The following is a 21510-nucleotide window of genomic DNA, read 5'->3' as shown; positions in this document are numbered from 1 at the left end:
ATTACAAGTAAATTCCTTTCAAGCTGTCCTGTTGTTCATCAAACAGTGGATAGCCCAATAAAAGCAAAGTTTCATAATGAAACTTTGCTTTATTCCTATAATACAAGTTGTATTTCAGGAGGTGGAGGAGGCAAGGTATCCTGATTACTATTAATACCTGCGCTGGAACTCCCTGAAGAGACACTCGCTGAAACCCATTTAAAGAAACCGGAAAAGGCATTCGAGTCGAGTGTTTCAAGTGCAACGACTTGAGAGGTTAGCTGTTTCAGGTGGTCATGTTTTGCTTTTGGCCCCACGGCACAAGCAATAATGGAACCAAAAGAACGCTTTTTGATTTCTTTAATGGCTTCGGTATAAGCATAGCTGTCTGACGGAGTACCATCTGTCATTAAAAAAACTAAAGGTCGCCAATCCCCTTTTTGCGTATCGTCAGTACGTCTAATATCCCTATCAACACATTGAATTAAGCATTCCAATGCAGCGCCAGTGAAGGTTCCTCCAGAGCTAGGCACGACAATATCGGTAAATTGAAAGTTTTCTAATGCGGTAAGAGGAATAAATTCACGTGCTTCGTTATCATAGGTGATGATCGCGATATGAACACTCTCTAATGCGTAAGGATCTTGCCTTAGTGCATTAAGCATAGCTTGGATCCCAACGTTTACGGCATGTATTGATTCACCTCGCATTGAGCCAGATGTATCAATCAAAAGATAAACGGGTAACCTTCTCATTTAGCAATAATCCTTCAAATAAGAGACGAATGAATCTGAGTCTGAAGGTTGACCTATCGCATTCAATTTCCAGCCAGAGTCTTCTCTGACCAACTCAGCAAAAAGCATAGAGCGCTGGTGATTAAATTCTGCACCACCAGATAAATCGAAACGCGCCATTTCAACATTTTTCGCATCGACTGCACGAATAAACGCATTTTGTACTTTGCCAAAATGTTGTTGTAACTGCTTACCGTTATAAATCTGCACAATGAAGACAATTTTGGCATATTTGTCATCGAGGGTGTTCAGTTTTACGATAATCTGTTCATCGTCACCATCACCAGCGCCTGTACGGTTGTCACCCGTCAACCAAATTTGCCCTGATTTATGTCTTAGGCTATTAAAGAAAATAATGTCGCCATCAACAAGAGATGCTTGACCGCCTTCCATTCTGCCTAAATCTGCAACCTTACCATTAGCGTCACATAAAAAAGCAATGACATCTAAGTCGTACTCTTCTTGTTTACCGAAAAGACTTCCTAGAAAACCTTTTTTTTCTTCTTTAATATCCCAACCCAGCCCAATGGTGACAGAGGAAAGATCATATTCACTTTTCTTTAAACTGACGCCTTGGCCTTTCTTTAAGCTAACTGACATAAATTAATCCTTTTTAAAGTACCACATTAACTTCTGGTGGCGGTGGTGGTAAGTCATTGAGATCAGCAATATCTTTTTTACTCAAATCCACTTTCTGACTACCTACGGAGATACTTGCAGATACCCACTTAAAGAAAGACTTAATCGTCGTTGAATCCGCGGTATCTAACTGAAGAACAACCTCGGTGATCTCTTTTAACACTTTTGTTTGTGCTGATTGCCCCGCTGCACAAGCAATGACGAGCCCCGTTCTTGCTGCTTTAAATTTGTTTAATCCGGCCTTCCAATCATCAGTTGGTGCCCCATCCGTCATAATAAATACCAACGGACGCCAATCACCTTTTGACTCTACGGTTGTTCTTTGCACTTCATTTTCGATACAGTGAGCCACAACGGAGAGAGCGTCTCCCAATGCTGTCGTGCCACTCGCTTGTAAATCAGGTAAGGAAAAATTGATAAGGTCGGTTAATGGAACAATTTGTTGTGCCGTTGAGTTGAAGGTAATAATGGATACATGGGCTGTTTCGAGTGCATAAGGATCTTGTCTTAGTGTCGATAACAGCGTTTGCACACCATTTTTCACCGCTTCAATCGGCTCTCCGTGCATAGAACCAGAGGTATCAAGTAAAAGATAAACGGGCAATCGGCGCATGAATGAGTCCTATTCAAAATTATGTTTTTTATTTATACAATATCTTAATGCATCTCAACATGAATTCAATCAATATTGCACTTAGTACTCGTAGCAAGGCAATCAGAACAATCCCGTTAATAGTTGAAAATTAAGTAAAAAAATAGCCGACTAAAATTAGTCGGCTATTATTCGGATTAATCATAATTCAGTAAATCTCAATGAATGCTAATGATACGCCTCGACTATATTTCTCGCCCACATTAGGGAAAAGCATCATTAACAATGCGATAACTTAAAGCATAACGAATAGATACACTTAATAAGTTAGCTTTTTTTATTTTCTGCGGAGATTTTTTGAATAAGCTGCTCAATAAAATTGTCAACCAGTAATTCAACGGCATCACTACGAGTTGATTTATTTAAACGTGATAGTCGGTCAATCTTTCTTAACGTAAGCATTTTTAATGACAATGAAACTGACTTCTTTTTGTCTTTATCTAATCTTACCCGACTAGTAATTTCTTGATGCATTCTTTCTTCATTAGCCACTAATGCTTCGCGCATGCGACGGATCGTTTTATTATCCAATTGCCCTCTTTCGGTCATTTGATAAGCACGATTCGATTTACTGTATTTTATCTCTGCGCCATAAGCTTCACGCAGCTCTTTCAATACGCGTGTCAACGTTGGCTCTGAGCATTCTAGCGAAGAGATTATTTTTGTCGTAGCAACTGGCTTCCCCGGACTTAAAAGCGCGGCTAATGTATAAACTCTGATTTGGCGAGTACTGAGTTGCATGATTGTTGTCACTTACTTGAATAAAATCGAAAATTAAGGATACAAAATAGATTTGATACTTATATATGATAATATCTTTAAATATTAATAACATATATTATATCAAAAGAAAACTCACCTATTGGCGATAACATGCGAAAATCCATGTATGATAACCATTTTCAACCCAACTAACGATTTTACTTAAAATAATGTCGATAACACAAGCCATACTTCCTATACTATCGAATTATTTAAAACGTCAATCATCAACTTCATCATTGTGTTGCATTTAAACGCGGTGAACCTATTTTGCCTTGCTCTTGTGCGATACCGTAGATTTTTGAACGAGCTAAAATACCGATTGCCCAACGCCGATGAGTCGCAGGCTCGCACATAGCGCCCTGAGATTTAAACACCGCTTGGGTTGAGTTCAAAATACGTAAAGCGTCCGAATGTTCTGACTGAGAGACCATCAGTGCTTGTTCTATTTTACTGATCTGCTTAGGATGGATCGCCGTTTTCCCCACTAAGCCATTAGCAATATCAAGCATCAACTCTTTTTCCATGATTTGATGGTCGTCGATATGCTCGCAAACTGGAGCCGTTAAAAAGAAATTACGGGAGCCAAAAACCGCAACGAGCATTTTGATCACATACCCCATCGGTCCATCATATAACGTAAAATGGCGATTACGTCGCAATGAAATCACATTCATTAAATCATTTCCACCAATTCGTAGCGCAATAATTCGCTCATGACAAGGGTGTACTAGTAAATGATTTGCAAGTTCAGTCATTTGTATTACATCAAAGACTTCTTCTGTTTCCAGTGTCGGCATCATGCACAAATGTGTATTTTCGATGATATTCCACCAGACCGGGAGTGATTCTTGGGTAAATTTTGGCAGTACAAAACCGTCAATTGCACTGAGATCAAGATGTTGCACTATCCATTCACCCATTTCCGTCTCTCTTGGGCGAATAAACACTAACGGCCACGCCTGATTACCCGTTTGTTTTTTAACTTCAGATAATTCAAGTAGTAAAGCTTGCAGGTTATTAAGCGCCAGAGGAATATCCGATTCACTCACCGAATCTTCTAAACAGATGATTAATGAACGTAGTCCTGCTATTTTGTGATTCAAAATAACATCAGCAATATCAGTACGTGTTGCTGGCATATAAAGCGTAGCACCTAGTTTCCAAGGTGAGAGTCTCTGCTCCATTACTTTACCTTCTTAATAATCGTTACTGCACGATATTGGCCGATGTCATTGCCAACCTCAGTGATAGTAATATTTTTCTGTTGTGCTAAATAAACCAACAAAGCGACATCAGGATCACTCATTTTGCGCACTAAAACATGATCGGGAACACGACGTAATACCGCACGAGTTGCCTCTGCAATCCCTGGTTTGATACGGTTAATATTGGTAATACTGTATTGCTCTGCCAACGTGTTGATTACCTGCTCGCTACGCTGTTTGAGCGATGCGCATAATGGGGAGTTTGGAGACGGTGTGGCAATTGAAGCCATCTCTAAAGCATCTCGTTGTTTGGCAACGGTATCGACAAGCAGGCGGCTGCACTCAAATTGGCTTAAATGATCACATTTAACACAGCCATGAAAGCCTGATTCAGTCCATATTGAGCGTGAAATTAACCCTGAAACAGGTGCTCCCATGATACCAAATGGGATCAACCAATCATCATGGCTCGCAGACAACCATGCACACCCACAAGGATCTGCTAGTACGACGAGTCTAGGCTGCGCAGGATAGCCCTCACGCCCCTTTAATGAGCGCACTAATTCACCGGTTATGGCCCCTTTTCCCGTCCAGCCATCAACAAACACAATACCTTCGGTGCCATGACGCTGCTCAATCCACTCTAATGCCGTGGTATCGATTCCTCTATCGCGAATAATACTGATACCATAGTGATAAGACTCTTTCCCCATCGCACGTAGTGTTTGTTGCAACATAACACCTAACGGCACACCTGCCCTCACAAGACTCGTCAGCACAATTGGGGTCTTATCGAACTGCTGAATTAGCGCTTTGGCTAGCATCACAACCTCGCTAGCTAAACGTGCCGCGCCTGAATCAAGGGCTTTCGCAAATAAATCAAGGTGCCACGGAGTCGGTTCAGGCTCTTGGCTTAGCATATCTGAATAGTGCTTTGCCCCTGACTGTATAAGTTGCTCTTTTAGCTCAACAGGTGTCATTTCGATGGTGACGGGCTGCAACAAAAAATGGACATCATCAGGCAAATAGCTACCAGAAAAAGGTTCAAAATCACGCATCGTCTAATCCCTCAAAAATCTTTGTATTAATTTGAGCAGCAAACTGACTCTGTTTTGGCATTCCAAACCAACTACACAGCTTCATAAAACGATGATCGCTTAAGCTATCACCTAAACCAATCACAGGAAAAACGCCTCGTTCACTTCTCAATTTATTAAGTAAATAAGTCACCGCATGCCCTTTTTCTATCGACTCAGGCAACCAAGCAATATTGTTACTGTTACGATGAATATAGAAACCTTTGGTTGAAAATAGCTGCTCAATTTCATCGCCAATGGCATACAGCTCATCTAATTTAGTGCTATCGCGGTGCTTCATAACCAAATAAATGGGCGTATTATCATATTCATAATTAATTCGTGCCCAAGCATCGATATTGCGTTCAGCCATTAACGCGGTGATCTTTTGCTGCATCTGGATCAGTTGTTCAGTGTAATTTTGCAGGCTCGCTAATATTTGTGTTCGCCACTGCCTATCTTCTTCACCCTGTGGATTTAAGATCACCGCCCCATGTGTCGTAATGGCCCAAGAACGAAAGGGGATGGTGACACGGCGGATCTCTTCCGTTCCACGCGCGGTAACAGGGATCAGATCAGCATTTTCAATCATCCAATCCACTAGCATGGCTTGCTCTTGGGTCATAAAGCTACGTGGCTCTAGGTCTCTGTCTAAGGCGCCAACCTGAAAAGGCATTAAGTCTAGCTCATCAACCATTTTCCGCCGGGTCTGAAACAAAGTGTCATCTAAATCGGTAAAAATCACCGGCCTACTCATAACTTAATACCTCAACTATTGGGGCCACTTTATTCAGTGCTTCAAGTAGTACGGGGTCCACACTCTCCTTGGGTGTTTCGATGCACAGTATGATGCGTGAGAAATGTTGATGGGCAACGTTATAAATAAAATTAGGGATCCCCAAGCCGTAATTATCCTTAAAGGCAATAGCAGATTGAATTGCATAATTAACAGAAATTGGTGAACGCGTTGTGGAGCTATATTTTACCTCCGCACCTTGTTGCTCTAACCTCTCTGCTAACAAAAAGGGTTCCCAAACAAATTCCCCTGAGCCAAGTACCAATATTTTTTCGTCGGAAGAGGCTTGGATATGGCGACCCAAATCTCCAGCCGGTGCTGCTATCCCCAACCTTCCCCAACTTTGCTTACCTGTAATTGGGAAATGACCTGTTCCTGTAATATTCACATTTGGCATGATGGGGACAGGCGCATCTTTATTTTGCTGCCACTGCCATTGCCCCTGCACTAACGATAGAGTACGTATCGGTAAGGGGCTACGCTCTTGTAAAGCGTCACCACTCCAATCGGTTAAGGTGACGGCTATCACCTGTTTAATCTCAGTCAAACCGCCAGCGTCACGTAAAGCACAAAGTAAATTAATAAAGGTATTTCCCGTGGTTGCCTCATCATCAACAAGGACAACGGTTTGCGCATGCAATACACGGCGTCTTAATTCAGGGTCATGGGGTAAATAAAGCAGATGATCCGTCGCATGGCTGTGATTTTCTTTGAACTCACACAATAACTCACCCCCTTCAACAGGATGACGAGTCGACGTCAAATAGACAGAATCTTTATAATGTTTTCTCGCCTCATCAAACACGCCAGCCCCTAACCCCACGGCGGTTTCTGCCATGCCTATAAATAAAACAGGCCCTTCAAGTGTTGACGGAAATTGTTGGCATAATTGCTGATATGTTTTACGCATCAATTTTGGCTGGACAGGAATATGCCTGCCCAACACTTTACTCACAAATAGAAAGGCACGTTTCGGGTTACGTCTCTCTGCGATTTCAAAGAGTTCATCTAGCGTGTCCAAAGAACAAGTGGGAATAACACTCAAAGTGCCAGTCGTCAGATTGCGGCGGTAAACTACAGGCTCAGTCGTACTCTTCATTATTAGTTTTTATCCGTACTGATTAAATTGGTTGTTATTGAACTATAACTGATTGAATTTGTGATAGGCCGTATAATCGAAGGTGTGAATTTTGCTTTTTCAGCAACGACTTCCTCTTGGCTAATTAAACCAAGCTGCCGCAAAGCAAAAATACCAGGTAGGTTGATACCACTATGTTGTGTGTAACCTATTCCACCAGAAGGACGCATATTGATTTCAAGCAAAACGGCGTTCCCCTGAGCATCATTGCGTGTTTGCACATTAACAATCCCATCGGCTTGCATCACTTGCGCGCAAGCACAGCCTAACTCATAAGCTTCCCCTGAGTTTTCTAAGTGCTGCAAAGAGCCTTCTTTACGACGAGCAACCGCAGCAATAACACGACCTTGTTCGACAACCATATCTACCGAATATTCAGGCCCCGGCAAATAAGGCATTAAGACTAAAGGTTCAAAGCCGTCTGCTTGTTCCATCGCTTGCAAATAGAGGCGAGGGTTAACTCGACGACTCTCAGGGTGAGTAAATGCCGCCATAGCAGAAACGGAATCATCAAAACGCCAAAATCCCATACCATAAATCCCTTTAATAGGTTTCACACATAATGGCACATTTTTAAAAGGGTTATTCACGATAAATGCTTTTAATTCATCAATTGAGTCAATCTGAATAGAGGGGACAACGGGCAAACCGTGCTTTTCCATTGATTGTGCAAAAGCATATTTATCATCGGCTAACTGAAGTGCACTAACACTCATCGCCCCCGTTGTTAATTTAACGCCAAGAGACTCAATTTGCTGGCGGTGAGATTCAAACCATTCACTATTTCGGCCAGCTTGGATTGCCGATATTTTCTCTTTTTCAACCAGCCGAGTGATAAATGCCAATCGCTCAGCACTATCTTCTGGCTCTAATCGTGCATAGTCGGCCTGAGATAAAATTTCATTTCGGGCATGACGATGAGAAGCAAATATCGTTATGTTTTTCAGTTGTTGTTGAGCAAACTCACGAGCACCTTGAATAAGGTCTCGCTGCGAAGACAAGCCTTCCATAAACCATATTTTACTGTTCATCAATCCCTACATCCATCCGAAGCACCCAATAATAAGATCGGCAATAATGCGATTTAAACCGCAACATGTCAATCATATTGTGATTTATTACCGTTAATAGTTTAGAACTACATATATTTACATTTAGTTCGGAAAAATCTCATTAATCAATATACTAAAAATGAATTAATCATTTATATTCAACACGTTAAAATAAAAAGAAATAATATTGAAAAAAATAGCGTTGCCCAACTACTTCATCATGATATGATTAACTTTATATTTTGGATTTTAGTTATGTAAAAACCACTATTTCATCGTAACTTTGAAGGAATTTTATTATGGTTTCATTAAGCAAAAATCAAACCATCTCCCTGAGCAAGCAAGCACCTGCGTTGAATCATCTGATGTTTGGTTTGGGCTGGGATCCGGTTCAGGTTAAGAAAAAAGGATTTTTAAGTGGGCTTTTTGGTGGCGGTAATTCAATCGATTTGGACGCTAGCTGCATTTTACTTGATGCACAAGGAAAGCAAATTGATGTAGTCTCTTTCCGCAAATTAAAATCAAGCTGCAACTCTGTCATTCATTCAGGCGATAACCTTACCGGTGAAGGTGATGGCGATGATGAAACCATTTTTGTAGAACTCAATAAACTGCCAGCCAATACCGAATACCTCGCATTCACAGTCAATAGCTTCCGTGGTCAAACCTTCAATGAAGTCGAAAACGCATTTTGCCGCGTTGTTGATCACGCTACTAAAAAGGAGCTGGCAAACTATAAATTAACGGAACAAGGCTCACATACAGGGATCATTATTGCTTCTTTGCGTCGTAATAACGGTCAGTGGGATTTCACCGCTCACGGTTCGCCTTCTACAGGTCGCACTATTCAAGATATGCAATCTGACATCGTTAATGTGGTGGTACGCCCATGAATATGACTCCAGGTGCTAATGCTACCGTTCCTTCTCAAACCCTGACGATCCGTATTCAATCTGGCATGGCTGTTGATGCCTCGGCTTTCCGTTTATACGATACAGGTAAAGTTAAAAACGATGCGGATATGGTTTTTTATGGTCAAACAACGAATGATGATCAAACCATTAGCTTTCGTCCTGAAGGCAACAATAGCCTCTTTACCGTCGATTTAAATCGTTTACACCCTAGTGTGCAAAAAGTTGCATTTACAGCAACTTGTGACGGCAACCAAACCATTGCTGGCTTGCAGCGTCTTGCTATTCAAGTTGATGCTAATAATGAAGTTTTGTTAAACGGCACGGTGGAAACTAATGGACGCCAAGAAGCGGCATTAATTCTCGGTGAACTCTATCGCCGTAATGACAGTTGGAAGTTCCGCTTTATTGCTCAAGGGTTTAATGGTGGACTAAAACCTCTCGCTGAGCATTTTGGTGTTGATGTTGAAGATACACCAACACCGCCCCCTGCTCCGGCTTCCGTGAATCTGAGCAAAGTGTCTCTAACTAAAGAAAAACCTTCAATTAGCCTCGTTAAAAAAGACGATTTTGGGAAGATAAGGATCAACCTTGATTGGCACCGTGGTAGTAATACTGGGTCAACAGGCTTCTTAGGTGGCTTATTTGGTGGTGGAAATAAAGGAATTGACCTTGATTTAGGTGCATTTGTTGAGCTACAGAACCGTGAAAAAGGGGTTATCCAAGCGCTTGGAAACACTTTCGGCTTCTTTAATTCTCCACCGTTCGTCGAGTTACAAGGGGATGACCGCACTGGTGATGTTTCAGGTGGCGAATGGATATATATCAATGGTCGTGAGTGGAAAAATATCAAGCAAATACTGATTTACGCCTTTATTTACGAAGGTGTACCAAGCTGGGATAAAACGGACGGTGTGGTCACTATTCATGTACCAGATCAACCACCAATTGAAACACGTTTAACCGAAGGAAATAATGGTCGCGGCATGTGCGCTATCGCGCGACTCGTGAACGAGCAAGGCGCTATCAAAGTTGAGCGTATCAACCAGTTCTTTAAAGGTCATAAAGATATGGATAACGCCTTTGGCTGGGGGTTTCGCTGGACTGCCGGTTCTAAATAATCAAAAGGAAATTAGGGGATATACCATGAGTTTTTTCAATAAAGTTAAAGATGCATTGAATACAGGCCGAGCAGAGTTAACCAAACAAGTCGGTCGTTTTAAAAACAAAAAATTTATGCAAGGCACAGTGGCTGTTTGTGCTCGTATTGCTATTGCCAGCGATGGCGTTAGCTCTGAAGAGAAGCAGAAAATGCTTGGCTTCTTAAAAGCCTCTGATGAGTTAAAAGTTTTTGATACCACTGAAGTGATTGAGTTTTTTAATAAGCTCATTACAAGCTTTGATTTCGACTCAGAAATTGGCAAGGGTGAAACAATGAAATACATCCTTGCACTAAAAGATCAACCTGAAGCCGCTCAGTTAGCTATCCGCGTTGGTATTGCGGTCGCCAAAAGTGATGGTGATTTTGACAATGATGAGAAAGCCGCGGTACGTGATATTGCAACTGCATTAGGCTTTTCACCAGCAGACTTTGGTCTGTAATTTTAATTAAGGACCCCGTTTAGGAATTATTATGGTATCCACTCATATTGGCTTTCCGACTGAAACCGTAATTGTGTTTGTGGTATTAGCAATCGGAGCTATTTTTATCGATTTATTTATGCACCGTGCTGATAAACCGATCACATTAAAAAATGCAATTTTCTGGTCCATATTCTGGGTTGCCATTGCTATGGCATTTGCTGGATTCCTATATATCCATCATGGCTCGGAAGTTGCCAGCCTATTCGTAACAGGTTATGCGTTGGAAAAAGTCCTCTCGGTCGACAACTTGTTTGTCATGATGGCGATTTTCTCTTGGTTTGCCGTACCGGATCGCTTTCGCCACCGGGTTCTATACTGGGGGATTATCGGTGCCATTATTTTCCGTGGGATCTTCGTCGCCATCGGTACAGGACTTCTCAGCTTAGGACCATACGTTGAAATCATCTTTGCCCTTGTGGTTGCTTGGACAGCGGTAATGATGTTACGTAGCGGCGATGACAGTGATGAAATTGAGGATTATTCTCAGCACTTAGCCTATCGTTTAGTCAAACGTTTCTTCCCAATTTGGCCTAAAATAACGGGGCACGCATTCTTATTAACACAAAAAGAAGTTGATGCAGAGCTAGCCAAACCTGAAAACAAAGATGTGACAATCGGCCGCGGTAAAAAAGCAGCACTTTACGCAACCCCACTTATGTTATGTGTGGCTGTCGTTGAGTTATCTGATGTGATGTTTGCTTTTGACTCTGTACCCGCTATTATCGCGGTAAGCCGTGAGCCACTGATTGTTTACAGCGCAATGATGTTTGCAATATTAGGTTTGCGTACGCTTTATTTCGTTCTGGAAGCATTGAAGCAATATCTTGTCTACTTAGAAAAAGCCGTCATCGTTCTTCTGTTCTTTATTGCCGTTAAACTTGGCTTGAATGCAACAGATCATATTTGGCATCATGGCTTTAGTATCTCTGCTAGCACAAGCTTGTTTGTGGTACTTGGGGTACTTGCATTAGGCATTATCGCAAGCGTACTTTTTCCAGAAAAAGATAAATCTGAGGATGAAAAGCATAGCTAACATTCTTTCACAACATATTTTTGCATAAATTTTCAAGGAGTTATAACAATGAGCGTTTCTCTATCTAAAGGCGGCAATGTTTCGTTAAGCAAAGCAGCACCAACGATGAAAAACGTCCTAGTTGGACTTGGCTGGGATGCTCGTTCAACAGACGGTCAGGACTTTGACTTAGATGCTTCTGCATTTTTATTAGCCGCTAACGGAAAAGTACGTGGTGATGCAGACTTTATTTTCTATAACAACCTAGCATCTGCCGACGGCTCAGTAACTCATACCGGTGATAACCGTACTGGTGAAGGCGATGGTGACGATGAAGCGCTGAAAATCAAATTAGACCTGATCCCAGCGGACATCGATAAAATCATCTTCGTTGTCACTATTCATGATGCACAAGCTCGTCGCCAAAGTTTCGGCCAAGTTTCTGGTGCATTTATCCGTTTAGTCAATGATGACAACCAAATTGAAGTCGCTCGTTATGACCTGACTGAAGACGCGTCAACGGAAACGGCAATGCTATTCGGTGAATTATACCGTCATAGCAATGAGTGGAAATTCCGTGCCGTCGGTCAAGGCTATGCAGGTGGCCTAGCCTCTGTATGCGCTCAATACGGCATCAATGCATCTTGATATCAGTAAAATCAGTGATAAGTATTGGTAGCGAAAAAACGCTACCAATTTTCAACAGCAAAGGAGCTTTATATGGCAGTTTCCCTCGTTAAAGGTGGTAATGTATCCCTGACTAAAGAAGCACCGACAATGAATGTTGCTATGGTCGGTCTGGGATGGGATGCTCGTGTTACTGACGGCGCAGATTTTGATTTAGATGCTTCTGTATTTATGGTTGGAGAAGACGGTAAAGTTCTCTCTGATGCAAATTTTATCTTCTTCAACAACAAAGTAAGCCCATGTGGTTCTGTTGAACACCAAGGCGATAACCGTACTGGGGAAGGCGACGGTGATGACGAACAAGTCAAAATCGACCTGACTAAAGTTCCTGCTGAAGTGAAAAAACTGGTTTTCTCTGTCACGATTTATGATGCAGAAACACGTAAACAAAACTTTGGCATGGTAAGCAACAGCTTTATGCGTGTTTACAACAACGATACCAATGCTGAAATTGCACGTTTTGACCTATCTGAAGACGCGTCAACTGAAACAGCAATGATTTTTGGTGAGCTATATCGCCATGGTAACGAGTGGAAATTCAAAGCGGTAGGCCAAGGCTTCGCGGGTGGCTTGAGTGCATTGGCAGCTCAACACGGTGTCAATATCTAATTCACCTTAACTAAGATGAGCACTGCCCTCATCTATAAAGATTACTGGCAGTCATCAAGCTCTCATCTCTCTCTTGATGACTTTATTTTCCCAAGAGACTGATAATAAAATCAGTCTCTACTAACCACCTGTTTATGTTTATATCGGTAGTGCTTTTTATGGAAATGGCGCCAGTGTGCGTCTTGCGCAGCTTGCAATAATTCAAAATCCCCACGAGTATCACCCCAAGCGCGTAGGTGATATTGACCCAAGTCACCGTATACCTGCTCTAAACGTTTTACTTTCTGTTCACGGCGGCAGTTTTGGCCAACCAAATTCCCCGTTAATTTACCATTCACCACTTCAAGTTCAGTACTGATCAACTTGATGCCTAACCTTTTTGCAAACGGCTTAAGGACCAGAGATGGTGAGGCGGAACAAATCGTCACTTCAGCACCACTTTCAACTTCAGCGGCAACACCTAACACCCCTTCAGGGCGCATCAATTTCGTCCAATAAATCTTACAAAATTGTTCGGCTTTCTCTTTTAGCCACTTCTCGTCAACCCCCGTGAGAAAGGTCTTAATCAGCACTTCTTTTAATTCGTCACGCGTGAGCTTGCGCCTAGCACATTGCAAAGTAGGCAAAACCAATCTAATAATTTTGCGGGAAAAACGATATTTCCCGAACGCGAATTTTAAAAATGGGATAAAGCTGTCACGATATGTTAATGTGCCATCGAAATCAAAAACAGAAAGTACATTAACGGCATGGGCGGTATTGTTGGGCACGAATGAAAACTCCAAAAACGCTGCGTTGCCTCCAACCTGCCTCTATTAGGCAGATCAGAGGTATTCTATAATAAATAACTAGGCGCCTTGCCATTAGCTAATTTGCTTAACCTCAACACGTAACTCTTTAGGCACTTCAAACACAATATTTTCTTCGCGGCCTTGAAGCTCTACAACCTCATCGGCGCCAAACTCTTTCAGTTTATCGATCACTTGGCGAACTAAAATATCAGGCGCTGAGGCTCCCGCAGTCAAACCGATAATTTTTTTATCGACTAGCCACTCTGTTTTAATGTCTTCAGCACCATCGATGAGATAAGCTGGTTTTTTCATTCGGGAAGCCAATTCCGCCAAACGATTCGAGTTTGACGAATTTTTAGACCCCACAACCAACACAATATCTGCACGCTCAGCAAGTTCACGCGCTGCTTCTTGACGATTGGTCGTCGCATAGCAGATATCATCTTTACGCGGGCCAACAATGCTTGGGAAACGTTGAGTTAATGCATCAATAACGTCAGAGGTATCATCAACCGAGAGCGTTGTTTGGGTCATAAAGCACAAATTATTTTCGTCTTTTACTTGCAGCTTCCAGACATCTTCTGGGCTTTCAACAAGGTACATTCCACCTTCTGGGTTACTGTACTGCCCCATGGTACCTTCTACTTCTGGATGGCCTGCGTGACCAATCAAAATAGCTTCTTTGCCTTTTCGGCTAGCACGCGCCACTTCCATATGCACTTTGGTCACCAATGGACAAGTCGCATCAAATAACATCGTCAGATCACGTGAGCGCGCTTCTTGACGAATAGCTTGAGAGACGCCATGAGCAGAAAAAATCAGGATCGAGCCATCGGGTACTTCAGAGATCTCTTCAATAAAAATAGCACCGCGCTGACGCAGATCATCTACCACATAACGGTTGTGAACAACCTCATGGCGTACATAAATAGGTGCACCATAAAGCTCAAGTGCTCTTTCTACAATGCTGATCGCACGGTCTACCCCTGCACAAAAGCCACGAGGGTTAGCCATTAATATTTGCATTTTGACTCTCCAATTGCGGGTCAATCTCAAGTACTTCAATATCAAAAGTGATTTGTTGCTCTGCTAACGGATGATTAAAATCAATCGTCACAGATTCACCTTCTATTGATTTTACTACTCCAGGCATCTCACTGCCATTCATTGCAGTAAAAAGCATGATTGTGCCAATCTCAGGTATCCCTGTTTCCGTAAAATCACGCAGAGAAAAGTATTGAATTAAATCAGGATTATGTTTACCAAAGACCGTATCACCCGGTAATGAAAAACTTTTCTTTTCACCCACATTCAGCCCAACTAATTGCGCTTCTAATTCAGGTGAAAGTGAACCATCCCCTAAACTAAACAACGCAGGTTTACCCTGACTATGGGAAGAATCGGCTGTCGAACCATCTTCTAGTTTCAACGTAAAATGCAACAATACCGCGCTTTGTGGTTGTACCTGAGTAGACATAAATCGAACCTATTTCTATTATAAAAATCAGCCCGGCAGAACCGGGCTGAGGGTTATTATATCAGTTAATTTGCTTTCTTTTTGTCCTTGTCAGGCAAGAAGCCTTCTAAGATCACTAAAGCGGCACCAATACAAATCGTAACATCTGCAAGGTTAAATGTTGGGTAATGCCAATTGCCTATATAAAAATCAATATAATCAATGACAAAGCCATGTATTAAACGATCACTCAGATTGCCAATTGCTCCACTGATAATCAACGCATAAGCGATATTGCTTAGTCGTTTTTGCGCGCTTTGGCGATACATCATTACCATTAAAATGACAGATATCGTCACCGCGATGCCAGCAAAGAACCAACGTTGCCAGCCTCCCTCATCAGCAAGAAAACTAAATGCGGCACCAAAGTTTTGTGCATACATCAAGTTGAGGTAAGGCATGATTGGATGTGGCTCATACAGGTTCATCTCTTTCAAGACTAACTGTTTAATGCCTAAATCCAATGCAATCAGCACAACGGTTAACCACAACCAACGTAACCCAGTAGAACAAATAGGTCTCTTCATTATGCAAACTTACGTATTTCACCGTTTCCGGCTACGTTAGTGACACAGCGACCACACAATTCAGGGTGATCAGCAACGGAACCTACATCATTAGCATAGTGCCAGCAGCGAGGACATTTCTCACCAGCAGCCTTGCTAAAGCCAATTTTCAAGCCACTTAGCTCTGATTGTTGTGCATTCGCTGGTGCCTCAGCAATATCAGCAACTCGTACTTGAGAGGTCAACAACACAAAACGGAGCTCATCCGCTAAGCTATTGAGCTTCTCTGCAAGCGCTTTATCCGCATACAAGGTGACTGAGGCCTCTAATGAGCCACCGATATGTTTATCTGCACGTGCTTGCTCAAGAACTTTGTTAACTTCACCACGAACAGCAAGTAGCTCAGCCCAGAAATCATCATTCATGCTTTCTGTTTCTGCCAAACCAAATAATGCGTCATACCACTCTTCGGTTAATACAAACTTAGCACGCTCACCTGGCAGCTCGTTCCAAATTTCATCCGCAGTGAACGACAGTATTGGTGCAATCCAACGAACCAAGGCTTCCGCAATATGGAATAACGCTGTTTGGCAGCTACGACGAGCAAGGCTATCACTCTTCGCGGTATACTGGCGATCTTTAATGATATCCAGATAGAATGAGCCCATTTCGATAGAGCAGAAATGCATAAGGCGCTGAATGACTGACAAGAAGTCATATTCATCATAGGCTTTAGTGATCTCTTTTTGAGCCTCAAGTGCACGCCCTACTGCCCATCTATCTAACACCACCATCTCTTCAGGTTTAACCATATCAGTTTCAGGGTTAAAGCCGTTCAGGTTAGCCAGTAAGAAACGTGCAGTGTTACGAATACGGCGATAAGAGTCTGCCGCACGTTTTAAGATCTCATCCGATACCGCAATTTCACCAGTGTAATCGGTAGATGCCACCCATAGACGTAAAATATCAGCACCCAGTTTGTTCATCACATCCTGTGGGCTAATTGTGTTACCTAAAGATTTAGACATCTTGCGGCCTTGACCATCGACAGTAAAGCCATGAGTCAGTACTTGACGATAAGGTGCTTTGCCTTTCATTGCCGTTGAGAGCATCAATGAAGACATAAACCAACCACGATGTTGGTCTGAACCTTCAAGGTACATATCCGCTGAATTGCCGTGATACTCAGGACGTGCATCCACAACGGCAAAATGTGTCGACCCTGAATCAAACCATACATCCAGTGTGTCTGGCACTTTACGGTAGATTTCAGCTTCATCACCTAATAGCTCAGCAGCATCCAGATCCCACCATGCTTGAATACCATCAACTTCAACACGTTTAGCGACTTCTTCCATCAACTCCAACGTGCGAGGATGTAACTCTTCGGTCTCTTTATGCACAAACAGTGACATTGGTGTTCCCCACGTACGTTGACGCGAGATACACCAGTCAGGGCGGTTTTCAACCATTGATTCGATACGTGCACGACCCCAACCTGGGATCCACTGAACGATATCAATCTCTTTTAGTGATTGCTCACGCAAGCCATTCTTATCCATGCCAATAAACCATTGTGGTGTAGCACGGAAAATGACTGGGGTTTTATGACGCCAACAGCATGGATAGCTATGTGAAATAGCTTGCTTATACAGCAATGCGCCTTTTTCTTTCAGTAACTCAACGATGACATCGTTAGCTTTGAAGATGAACACACCATCCAAGGTTGGATAGGTATTCGCAAGGAAGCAACCATCTGGACCTACTGGGTTTGCAGTTTCTAGGCCATATTTTTGACCGACTACATAGTCTTCTGGACCATGACCTGGAGCGGTATGCACTGCCCCTGTACCGGCATCAAGAGTAACGTGATCCCCTAAAATAGCAGGCACATCAAAGCCCATAAATGGATGCTCGAAGCGCAATAATTCAAGGGCACTGCCTTCACATTCGCTCAGCACTTTCCATGACTCAATGCCCACTGTTTTCATGACATCTTCAACGAGATCAGCCGCAAGGATAACGACTTCACCATTGGCTTCAACCAACTGGTATTTAAACTCAGGGTTCAGTGAGATAGCACGGTTAGCTGGTAACGTCCAAGGCGTTGTGGTCCAAATGACTAGCGCTGGCGTTTTATCACCCACTACGCCAAATTTTTCGTACACCGCGTTGCTATCTACGGCAGGGAAACGAACGTAGATAGATGGTGACGTTTTGTCATAGTATTCAACTTCTGCTTCAGCAAGTGAAGACCCACAAGCAGTACACCAGTGAACTGGTTTTGCCCCTTTCACTAGGTGACCATTAGCGATAGTTTTCGCCAATGCTCTGATAATGTTTGCTTCTGTTTTGAAGTCCATCGTCAGATACGGCTTATCCCACTCACCCAAAACACCAAGGCGAATAAAGTCAGCTTTTTGGCCTTCAATTTGCTCTTTAGCATATTGACGGCATTGTGCACGGAATTCAGCGGCGGAAACTTTCTCCCCTGGCTTGCCTACTATTTGCTCAACTTTATGTTCAATAGGTAAACCATGGCAATCCCAACCAGGGATGTATGGGGAGTCAAAGCCCGCCAGCCCTTTGGATTTAATAATAATGTCTTTGAGAATTTTGTTGACTGAGTGACCAATATGAATACTGCCGTTAGCATACGGAGGACCATCGTGCAGAATAAATGTTTTTTTGCCCGATTTTGCTTTACGGATAGCATGATACAAACCTTCTTTGTACCAGCGCTCTAACATCTGTGGTTCGCGTTTGGCGAGATCGCCACGCATTGGAAACCCTGTTTCTGGTAGATTCAGGGTATTTTTATAGTCACTCATCGATTCTCAGTTCCATTTTCCGCTAAATTATCTGACATTTATTGCCGCTAAGTAATCCCTAGCCGCAATCACATCTTTAGCGATTTGCTCCTTAAGCGCGTCTAATGAAGCAAACCGCTGTTCGTCGCGTAATTTCTTACGCAACACGACATCAATATGACGTCCGTATAAATCCATATTGGCATCAATCAGATGGACTTCTAATTGCTGCCCTTTACCAGATACTGTTGGCCTAGTACCTATATTTGCTACACCAGGCAAGGGCTTATCCCCTAAACCGTAAACTTCTACAGCATACACACCCGTCACAGGTGTGACTAATCGTTTTAATGGCAGGTTTGCCGTTGGAAAACCGATGGTACGCCCAAGTTGGTTTCCATGCACAACACGCCCACTGATACGATATGGGTGGCCTAATAACGTTTCTGCTAATGCCAGATCGTTATCTTGTATTGCTTTGCGAATCGCAGTGCTACTGATACGCAACCCCGAATCACAAAAACTTTCTGTATCCGCGACTTGAAACCCATACTGGCTACCTGCTTGCTGTAGGAAAGCAAAATCGCCCATACGATTCTTACCAAAACGAAAATCATCGCCTATGGCGAGGTATTTTACGCCCAATTTTTTTACCAGTAGTTCAGCGACAAACTCATCTGGCGTTAAAGAGGCAAAATGTTGGTTAAACTCAACACACAGTAGGTAATCAATCCCACTGTCTGCCAAGTATTTCACTTTGTCTCGCAGACGCGTCAAACGAGCAGGCGCTTTGTCACCAATAAAAAACTCAAGGGGTTGTGGTTCAAAAATCATCACGACAGAGGGTAACCCCAACTGCTCACCCTTTTGCTTCAAATTTTGAAGTAAAACCTGATGCCCACGATGGACACCATCAAAATTACCAATAGTCAGCACGCAACCATGATGGCACGCCCGGATATTTTGTATACCGCGAATTAGCTCCATAACAGGCTCAATACCGAGGAAATTGCTGGATTATACCTTGTACGACGCTTAAGGTTAACCCAAGTTCGTAAAAGGTTTCATTCAATCGCCATTTTTTGATCAATACACAAGTTACAGCCCAGTTTTAGCCTGAATAAAACCCCGACTAAGCGGTTTTAACGAAAAAAATTTAGCTGTTTCTGAATATAAAGATCAAAATATAGGGATAACCAATGGATTATCAATACAACAAAATTGCGCTGAGGTCTCGAAAAATCGTAAATTTTTCTGATTTTCGTCCAGACTTATGCAAGCCATTGTTCTCAATGACCAATAAACAAACAATTATTGCGTGATAATTATACTAACTGCTATTATCTTCAACTCAAAAATTTTTTCAGTAAAAAAATTTTTTATTATGTGCCATCAAATACGCTTTTTTTTCGCGTGAAGATCTGTATTCCTCTAGCATTTGCTGGTAGAATCTTGCACCATTCACAAACGCACTTACGTCGATGTACACGACGTTTATTTGCACAAATCCATTGACAAATGAAGGGCGAAAGGGCATATTCCTCGACCTTTGAATTGTCCTCAATAGAATACATTTGGGAGTTGGACCTTGGCTAATATCAAATCAGCTAAGAAACGCGCTATACAATCTGAGAAACGTCGTCAGCACAACGCTAGCCGTCGTTCTATGGTGCGTACTTTTATCAAGAAAGTTTACCTTGCTATCGCTGCTGGCGATAAAGAAGCGGCTCAGAAAGCATTCAATGACATGCAACCTATTGTTGATCGTCACGCCACTAAAGGCCTGATCCACAAAAACAAAGCAGCGCGTCATAAAGCTAACTTAGCAGCTCAAATCAAAGCTATGTAATTTTGCTTCTTGATTAGCTAAAAAAACCGGCTTCTGCCGGTTTTTTTGTCTGTTAAACTTTTTTCTCAAGCTTATCAAATGGCGCTGAGAACAGATTGGAAAAATCTTTGTTACAGACACGCTGAACCGCAGGATGTTGGATCATGCGTTCCGCAAAAATGACAAAATACTCTTCTTTAACGCTATCTAACCGACCGAGTTCGATAACATCCTCCCCTCCCAAAATATCCGCGGCATATAATGAGGGAGCAACAAAGATTGCATTGTGATGCATACCAAAGGCTTTCATTAAAGCAGCATCATCAAATTCACCAAGTACTTCAACTTGCAAATTCTTATTACGGATCCAAGTCAATAAGTGGCGTCCTAACATTGAACGGCGACCAGGGATCAGCAAACGACGCTCTTCTAAACATTCAGGGAATGGCTTTTTAGGTGCAGGGTCGCGGCAAAAGAAACTCACACTGCACTCGCCTAACTTCACAGAAAATAGGCCTTCTTGCTGTGATGAATCGACTGGGCAATCAGATAAAATCATATCAAGTTTGTGTTGGCTCAGTTGCTCAAGCAACATTTCATGAGTCGATTCAAAGCAGCGAAGATGGATCTGCTCATGTTCAACGACCGCCGTTTCTAAAACTCGACTTACTAACTGTTTCGATAAGGCATCAGCAACACCGACATCAAACAACAAATTTGATTCTCGGCTATAATTGACAATATCAAGCATTTCTTGGCTTAACATAAACATTTTGTCAGCGTAGCGAAAAATGAGTTGCCCAAGCTCTGAGGGAACTAAACCGCGCCCTTGACGCTTAAATAATTTACCACCTAGCCGCTCTTCTAATGCTTTTATTTGCCCGGTAATGGTTTGAGGGGTTAAATACAACGCTTCAGCCGCCCCAACGACAGACCCTTCTTTACAGACATGCCAAAAATAATAAAGGTGGTTAAAATTAAGGTGTGAAACCCGCATATCGATTCCTTCTGTACCGCCAATAATAATCAATACTGACCATACTATTTTTCACTGCTCCTTTTGCAGGAGTTATATAGATATACCCACAACACAAAAAAGG

General features: G+C 42.4%; 23 protein-coding genes. 7 read left to right on the top strand and 16 right to left on the bottom strand.

What is annotated here, in order from left to right:
* Window positions 1-95: 95 nt before the first annotated feature.
* The 9 genes from PSE69_RS02240 to PSE69_RS02200 form a co-directional block, all read right to left on the bottom strand.
* The gene (locus PSE69_RS02240; RefSeq protein WP_004926837.1) at window positions 96-734 is read right to left on the bottom strand and encodes a vWA domain-containing protein; all 639 of its coding nucleotides are present in this window, start codon (window positions 732-734) and stop codon (window positions 96-98) included.
* Window positions 735-1373, bottom strand: a complete 639-nt coding sequence (locus tag PSE69_RS02235) for a TerD family protein (protein ID WP_004926835.1) — start codon at window positions 1371-1373, stop codon at window positions 735-737.
* Window positions 1374-1386: 13 nt separating this feature from the next.
* Window positions 1387-2025, bottom strand: coding sequence for a vWA domain-containing protein (locus PSE69_RS02230; protein WP_014656804.1), 639 nt, complete (start codon window positions 2023-2025; stop codon window positions 1387-1389).
* A 306-nt stretch (window positions 2026-2331) separates the two neighbouring features.
* Window positions 2332-2805, bottom strand: a complete 474-nt coding sequence (locus tag PSE69_RS02225; RefSeq protein ID WP_004926830.1) for a hypothetical protein — start codon at window positions 2803-2805, stop codon at window positions 2332-2334.
* A gap of 257 nt (window positions 2806-3062) precedes the next feature.
* A complete protein-coding gene (locus PSE69_RS02220; RefSeq protein WP_004926828.1) occupies window positions 3063-4013 on the bottom strand; it encodes an HpcH/HpaI aldolase/citrate lyase family protein in 951 nt (316 codons plus the stop codon).
* Window positions 4013-5092, bottom strand: coding sequence for a cysteine protease StiP family protein (locus PSE69_RS02215; RefSeq protein WP_121874793.1), 1080 nt, complete (start codon window positions 5090-5092; stop codon window positions 4013-4015). Before PSE69_RS02215 ends, PSE69_RS02220 begins: the two co-directional genes overlap by 1 nt.
* Window positions 5085-5867 (bottom strand): hypothetical protein, encoded by a 783-nt coding sequence (locus PSE69_RS02210; protein WP_004926821.1) that lies wholly within the window; start codon window positions 5865-5867, stop codon window positions 5085-5087. The genes PSE69_RS02215 and PSE69_RS02210 overlap by 8 nt, the downstream gene beginning before the upstream one ends.
* Window positions 5860-7005, bottom strand: coding sequence for a phosphoribosyltransferase domain-containing protein (locus PSE69_RS02205; protein ID WP_121874792.1), 1146 nt, complete (start codon window positions 7003-7005; stop codon window positions 5860-5862). Before PSE69_RS02205 ends, PSE69_RS02210 begins: the two co-directional genes overlap by 8 nt.
* Window positions 7006-7007: 2 nt before the next feature.
* The gene (locus PSE69_RS02200) at window positions 7008-8075 is read right to left on the bottom strand and encodes an ATP-grasp domain-containing protein (protein ID WP_004926814.1); all 1068 of its coding nucleotides are present in this window, start codon (window positions 8073-8075) and stop codon (window positions 7008-7010) included.
* Window positions 8076-8395: 320 nt separating this feature from the next.
* Here PSE69_RS02200 and PSE69_RS02195 point away from each other — a divergent pair, with 320 nt between their 5' ends.
* From PSE69_RS02195 to PSE69_RS02170, 6 genes are all read left to right on the top strand, one after another.
* A complete protein-coding gene (locus PSE69_RS02195) occupies window positions 8396-8989 on the top strand; it encodes a TerD family protein (protein WP_004926810.1) in 594 nt (197 codons plus the stop codon).
* Window positions 8986-10128 (top strand): TerD family protein, encoded by a 1143-nt coding sequence (locus tag PSE69_RS02190; protein WP_121874791.1) that lies wholly within the window; start codon window positions 8986-8988, stop codon window positions 10126-10128. Before PSE69_RS02195 ends, PSE69_RS02190 begins: the two co-directional genes overlap by 4 nt.
* Window positions 10129-10153: 25 nt before the next feature.
* On the top strand, window positions 10154-10609 hold the full coding sequence (locus PSE69_RS02185) for a tellurite resistance TerB family protein (RefSeq protein ID WP_004926805.1): 456 nt from the start codon (window positions 10154-10156) through the stop codon (window positions 10607-10609).
* A 31-nt stretch (window positions 10610-10640) separates the two neighbouring features.
* Window positions 10641-11684, top strand: coding sequence for a TerC/Alx family metal homeostasis membrane protein (locus tag PSE69_RS02180; RefSeq protein ID WP_004926804.1), 1044 nt, complete (start codon window positions 10641-10643; stop codon window positions 11682-11684).
* A gap of 48 nt (window positions 11685-11732) precedes the next feature.
* A complete protein-coding gene (gene terD / locus PSE69_RS02175) occupies window positions 11733-12311 on the top strand; it encodes a tellurium resistance membrane protein TerD (protein ID WP_004926803.1) in 579 nt (192 codons plus the stop codon).
* A 72-nt stretch (window positions 12312-12383) separates the two neighbouring features.
* A complete protein-coding gene (locus tag PSE69_RS02170; RefSeq protein WP_004926799.1) occupies window positions 12384-12959 on the top strand; it encodes a TerD family protein in 576 nt (191 codons plus the stop codon).
* Window positions 12960-13069: 110 nt separating this feature from the next.
* On the opposite strand, the gene PSE69_RS02165 is transcribed toward PSE69_RS02170, so the two are convergent.
* From PSE69_RS02165 to ribF, 6 genes are all read right to left on the bottom strand, one after another.
* Window positions 13070-13729: an HAD family hydrolase gene (locus PSE69_RS02165; protein ID WP_004926796.1), complete on the bottom strand. Its 660-nt coding sequence runs from the start codon at window positions 13727-13729 to the stop codon at window positions 13070-13072.
* Between the two features lie 93 nt (window positions 13730-13822).
* On the bottom strand, window positions 13823-14776 hold the full coding sequence (gene ispH, locus PSE69_RS02160; protein WP_004926791.1) for a 4-hydroxy-3-methylbut-2-enyl diphosphate reductase: 954 nt from the start codon (window positions 14774-14776) through the stop codon (window positions 13823-13825).
* Window positions 14757-15227: an FKBP-type peptidyl-prolyl cis-trans isomerase gene (gene fkpB, locus PSE69_RS02155; RefSeq protein ID WP_004926787.1), complete on the bottom strand. Its 471-nt coding sequence runs from the start codon at window positions 15225-15227 to the stop codon at window positions 14757-14759. The genes ispH and fkpB overlap by 20 nt, the downstream gene beginning before the upstream one ends.
* Before the next feature lie 65 nt (window positions 15228-15292).
* Window positions 15293-15793 carry a signal peptidase II gene (lspA, locus tag PSE69_RS02150; RefSeq protein WP_014656811.1) on the bottom strand — a complete coding sequence of 167 codons (501 nt, stop codon included), beginning with the start codon at window positions 15791-15793 and terminating at the stop codon, window positions 15293-15295.
* The gene (gene ileS, locus PSE69_RS02145; RefSeq protein WP_004926779.1) at window positions 15793-18603 is read right to left on the bottom strand and encodes an isoleucine--tRNA ligase; all 2811 of its coding nucleotides are present in this window, start codon (window positions 18601-18603) and stop codon (window positions 15793-15795) included. Before ileS ends, lspA begins: the two co-directional genes overlap by 1 nt.
* A gap of 27 nt (window positions 18604-18630) precedes the next feature.
* Window positions 18631-19569: a bifunctional riboflavin kinase/FAD synthetase gene (ribF, locus tag PSE69_RS02140; protein WP_004926774.1), complete on the bottom strand. Its 939-nt coding sequence runs from the start codon at window positions 19567-19569 to the stop codon at window positions 18631-18633.
* Window positions 19570-20170: 601 nt separating this feature from the next.
* Between ribF and rpsT the strand changes: the two genes are divergently transcribed.
* On the top strand, window positions 20171-20431 hold the full coding sequence (rpsT, locus tag PSE69_RS02135; RefSeq protein WP_014656814.1) for a 30S ribosomal protein S20: 261 nt from the start codon (window positions 20171-20173) through the stop codon (window positions 20429-20431).
* 52 nt (window positions 20432-20483) lie between these two features.
* On the opposite strand, the gene nhaR is transcribed toward rpsT, so the two are convergent.
* Window positions 20484-21407, bottom strand: a complete 924-nt coding sequence (gene nhaR, locus PSE69_RS02130; protein WP_014656815.1) for a transcriptional activator NhaR — start codon at window positions 21405-21407, stop codon at window positions 20484-20486.
* Window positions 21408-21510: the final 103 nt, after the last annotated feature.

Origin of the sequence: Providencia sp. PROV122, assembly GCF_028482365.1 — a bacterium.
Lineage (GTDB): Bacteria > Pseudomonadota > Gammaproteobacteria > Enterobacterales > Enterobacteriaceae > Providencia > Providencia stuartii.
This window is presented reverse-complemented; position numbering and strand designations above follow the sequence as displayed.